This window comes from Streptomyces sp. P17 (assembly GCF_032436805.1).
In the GTDB taxonomy this organism is placed as follows: domain Bacteria; phylum Actinomycetota; class Actinomycetes; order Streptomycetales; family Streptomycetaceae; genus Streptomyces.
The window spans coordinates 1-286 of the sequence record NZ_JAVRBF010000618.1; the positions used below are offsets into that span (position 1 = coordinate 1).

At 62.2% G+C, this 286-nt stretch carries 1 protein-coding gene; it reads left to right on the forward strand.

Annotation, left to right across the window (positions count from 1 at the left end; translation table 11 throughout):
• A partial coding sequence (locus RMT89_RS42335) for an FAD-dependent oxidoreductase (RefSeq protein WP_315889082.1) occupies positions 1-286 on the forward strand: 286 nt, incomplete at both ends.

Below are 286 nucleotides of genomic sequence, written 5' to 3' on the forward strand. Positions count from 1 at the left end.
GCCCGGTGACCGAGATCGAAAAACGCGGTGGTGTGTTTCATCTGCGCACGCCTGGTGGAACGGTGACGTCGCGGGCGGTCGGTATCGCCACCGGAGCCTACACCGCGCCAGGACTGACGCCGCTGCTGCGAGGACGATGCATGCCGATCCTGTCGAACTCGATCGTCACGCGGCCGCTGACTGCCGCTGAACTGGAAGCCACCGGATTCAAGACAAAGCTGGTTTTGACGGATACCAGGACATTGCGCTTCTACTACCGGCTGCTACCCGACAACCGCCTGCAGAT